Below are 4304 nucleotides of genomic sequence, written 5' to 3' on the forward strand. Positions count from 1 at the left end.
GGCATCATCTTCTGAATGATGGACTCTTTGAACTCTTCTGAATAGCGGGCCATTGATTACTCATTGGCCGCCCCCTGTTTAGGTTTCTAAATTCAGGAGAGGCGACAACTATGCTGACACAGGGGGATAGTTTGATAAAAAATCAAAATTATCTTTAATTTCAGGTAGTAAGCTATCATCCACGACTATTAATAGATTCAGCGTTAATTTGAGTTCATTTTAAACTCGGTTCTGTTACATTGATGCAACAGAACCGCTTGGCATCGGTAAAATCAATCTCGATTTTTTCAGGCTTTGGAATTAACATTTTTTAGGGCCTGTGCAGCACTTTTTGGGTGCGTTGTTATGCACAGGTATTTTACCTGAACAGCACAGGGGGGCACTCCTTTCAACCCCTTCTGCCTTTTTTCAATTCATTAAGCAGGACGTTGAGTAAGAAGAAGGGGAAAACCCCTTCTCAAAGCTCAGAAGTAGAACGATTCTACCATCATCGACAGGTCTTTGACCGACGCAACAGAAGCCATTATTCAATCGTGGGCTTTACCAGTCATGCCAAAAATAGAAAGTCCTTTGTTTTTGACAAGATCCAATAATTTAAGCGACGGTCCATCAGGGCGCTTTTGACCCGTTTCCCATTTCTGCACGGTGGACGGGCTAACATTCAAAAATGCCGCAAAGTCAGACTGGCTCGCTTTGCATTTAAGGCGCAAGTGCTTGATCTTCGTTGGAGTCAACGCCTTTACTGGTGGTAAACATAGTGCATCGAACTTGTGCATGGTCGTGGCATTCATAATTCCAGCATCATACAGGCCCTTGGCGGTTTCATGCATTGCATCCAGTAAATCACTCATAGGAAACCTCCACTAATTCACCAGTCTCCAGTGCTTTTTTCAGGTCATCATCGGTATATCCAAGAAACTCCCTGGCTAATAATTTGATGGCCTCCGCCTCTTTCGGGTTAATGTTGCTCTGTCTATTTTTTACAAAACCAAAAATAAAAAAACACGTTCACCCATACGGAACGCGAGAAGAGTATGGGTATTACCTCGTTTTCCCTTACTTAGCAAGGGATACGTTTTTTGTATACAGAACTACAGGGTTCGGCATCCACCCACACGGGCATGGGATCAAAAAATTAGAGACCATGCCAGAAGTTCGAGCAACAGTTTCTGATACAGGTCATAGTCACTGAAATTATGTACTAGCTCAAAGAAAACAGAAAACCAGCCCCATTCTGGAGCTGGAGACCGCAGGCCGGAGCGTTAGCCTGCAATTTTGATAGTACGCATTATAGTCAATGGAAGAAGAGTGGAGGAGTGGACATACCTCTGCCTGCATACATCAGGGTCACGCCATACCGACTAGGTTCTGTACTCGCAACCCGAAATGTCGCATAGCCGTTTATGTCTGTGTATACATCCCGCTGCTGAAAAATAAACGAACTACTGTTAGATACTGATACTTTCGCATATGGAACGGGATCACCCTTTCCATCTGCGGCGCTGGTAACTCGCGCCCTGACTTCGTGCCAGGAGTTACCGTCGGCAGGCAGCCAGCGATCCAGATGTCAGAATTTCAGCTGTCAAAAACCCATTTTGAATAAAAGTAAGATCTACTGATTTCCCGTTCATTGGATCATAGGATTCGTTATTAACAAAAAACCTCGCAGAACTTGAAATCTCTCCTTGACCGAGCACATAAGTAAAGTCAATGTACATTTTTCCGTTAGCATCCGTTGTCTCACTTCTCGGGGTGACTCGCCATCCAGGATCGCTAGGAAAGAAACCGTTTACCATGAACGCGAAGCTTAATGATTCACCTTGCGCCGGACGCCCATGTATATCCATCAACGTAACCAGTACGGTGTTTTTTTCAATGCCGTTAGGCTCTGCATGGTTTTTCAACACTTCTACAGTTGAGAGAGGATGGGAAAAACTTCCGTTTCTAGCGAAATATACGGGCGTGTCTGCACTGATTCCGTTATAAGTCGCAGTGACAGTACACTTATACGGTCCTTTCTTAGTTGTTGTTAAAATCGCTCTTTTACCGCAACTACCCCAGCTACTTGTGATGAGATGATCAACTGATAATTGACATCCATCGGTAACCTCTAAATTCACTTTTACACCTTTGATGGGATTAGCTACTGATATACCCGGGTTCACTTCTGATCTCAAATATGCATCTATCTCATATGCATCAACGCCGGCCACTGCGTCGTGGCCGTAGAAACTGACTGATAATTTTGCGTTTTTAGGATCGCCGTTAAACTCCAAATCGTGCGTGAACGAAGCTCTATTTTCAGAGTAATCATCGCCAATGGTCGCCACGATAGGGATGGGACGCCCTGCGTAATTCGACACGACATTGAATGTCGCCTTACCCAGGTGATCCGTAATCACTTTGTTTGGAGTGAATGTCACGTCGTGGCAACAATGTCTCCATCCATATTCCGACGTTTCAAGTTTTGGGTCGTAAGCCAGTTTAACTTCTGTATTCGGTACGGGTACGCCGCTTGCTGATACCAGGGTCATCGTCACTGGCGAGGGTGTAAAGCCATCAGCGACCGGCAGGTGCTCAGACTCAAAGGTTGCCGATAACGTCCCATAAGCTGGCTCGAAATAGATCTCTTCACTGAGCGACTGATCCTTATAAGTCACTGTGAACTCAACGTGAGCCGGCGCGCTGGCTTTAGGGAAAGTTATGATTACTTCCGCATAACCTCCCTCCAAAGTGATAACGTCGAAAAAACTGTCATCTCCAAGAGAGTTCCAGATCACACTATCGTGGTCACTTGAGAAAGTGACAGTGGCACCTTCAATTCCGCGTCCAGCACCGTCGAGAAGATAAGTTTCTAGCCTGTAAAAATGATCCGTTTCCGTGGGAGGTGCGGACCGTACATAACCAAGTCCACTGAGTTTCCTGGTTGATGTGGGTTCCACTTTTACTTGCAGCGGCTGGCTAGTGCTAATGGAGTTCCCGTTGGTTAACAGAACTTCGACATTCAAATCGTAGTCGTTTGTGACATCGCTATCTGAACGAACAGCAACCGGAAGTGCACCATTGAATACAGGTGCAACATAAACACGTCGATTCTGCACATTGGCCGCTGCGCTACCCGTGAACCTGGCATCGACAATATCAGCCTGAGTCACATTTTCAAGCTCTATCAGATCCCGCAGCGGTGTCACACTGCCCTCTTCGACTATGAGCGAATCAACAGTAAACTCTACCGTACCAGTACTTTGATACTGCTTTTTCTGGTACTCGAGTCGAATATTGTGCTCACGCTCGACCAGCTGAAACAACTGGCTATCCAGCGTAAACTGCTCTTCAACCTGGGAAGAGCTCAACTGCGCCTGCAAAGACTCTCCCAGCCGATAATTTAGTGTCGCGCTGACTTCGCCGCCTGAGTCTCCTTCTTGTTCGGCACGATAGCCGGCACTCAGTGTCAATAGCGGGACCGGCTGGTAATGAACAAAAGCGTCCATCTGATAAGGATCGTTGACTGGCGTATTACCGCTGCTCAGTTCAACCAGGTCACCGAAAAATTGCTGATAACTGGCGCTTAAAGAAAGCCATGGGTACCAGGGTAATCGCCCTTCAGCATTAATATCAAAACCCCGAGCAGGGCGTTCCATTAGCGCGTCAATACCCAGCTCATCAAATGCGTCCGGACTGTCTTTCCAGCCGCTGAGCGAGAAATAATAGTTGCTGCCAACAGTCAGGTAACGGCTGCCAATTTCAGCGCCGATACTCGCTCTTTGATGCGAACGGTCCAGGTCATAATCATAGAAAGCATTCACGCCATAAAAGTGCCTGTCGTTGTGCCATCGATATCCTATCCCTATGTGCGCAAAATCCCGACCGCTGTAAGTCTCGTCATCATTCAATACAACACCGGGTTGCACGAACCAGCTTGATTGTGGCTTGCCGTCGGCGTTGTTTTGAATAGCAAAAGGAATAAGCAGATCCAGTTCACCGGATTTAAACAACAGGTTCTCGTCCAGGGTTACTTGGGTACTGACCGTGCCGAATTGTCCCAGGAAATTTTGACCGACTTGGGTCGCGTAGCGCTCCGCTAAGCTCCTTCCATAATTCGATAATTCATCAGCAAGTTCACTATCTCCTGCGCTGACACGGCTCAGCGACTGAGCCAAGCTCTGCACTGTTTGTGAAGTGTCGCCAGCATGAGTGGCAGGGAGGGTGCCGATAAGACTGAATATCAGTGCGCTGGCAATAACCTTCCGGTATTTGGACATTATTTAAGACCCGAAGATAATTTAAAAAACATTTCCCAGTCC

General features: G+C 46.6%; 4 protein-coding genes. All 4 read right to left on the bottom strand.

Annotation, left to right across the window (positions count from 1 at the left end):
* Nucleotides 1–527 precede the first annotated feature (527 nt).
* Nucleotides 528–851 (bottom strand): DNA-binding transcriptional regulator, encoded by a 324-nt coding sequence (locus KDK13_RS00775; RefSeq protein WP_257282820.1) that lies wholly within the window; start codon nucleotides 849–851, stop codon nucleotides 528–530.
* Nucleotides 844–996, bottom strand: coding sequence for a type II toxin-antitoxin system RelE/ParE family toxin (locus KDK13_RS19085; RefSeq protein ID WP_373692191.1), 153 nt, complete (start codon nucleotides 994–996; stop codon nucleotides 844–846). The genes KDK13_RS00775 and KDK13_RS19085 overlap by 8 nt, the downstream gene beginning before the upstream one ends.
* Before the next feature lie 298 nt (nucleotides 997–1294).
* Nucleotides 1295–1564 carry an Ig-like domain-containing protein gene (locus KDK13_RS19090; protein WP_373692192.1) on the bottom strand — a complete coding sequence of 90 codons (270 nt, stop codon included), beginning with the start codon at nucleotides 1562–1564 and terminating at the stop codon, nucleotides 1295–1297.
* The gene (locus KDK13_RS00780) at nucleotides 1536–4262 is read right to left on the bottom strand and encodes an inverse autotransporter beta domain-containing protein (RefSeq protein WP_257282821.1); all 2727 of its coding nucleotides are present in this window, start codon (nucleotides 4260–4262) and stop codon (nucleotides 1536–1538) included. The genes KDK13_RS19090 and KDK13_RS00780 overlap by 29 nt, the downstream gene beginning before the upstream one ends.
* Nucleotides 4263–4304: the final 42 nt, after the last annotated feature.

Origin of the sequence: Endozoicomonas sp. SESOKO1, assembly GCF_024606265.1 — a bacterium.
Classification (GTDB): Bacteria; Pseudomonadota; Gammaproteobacteria; order Pseudomonadales; family Endozoicomonadaceae; genus Endozoicomonas.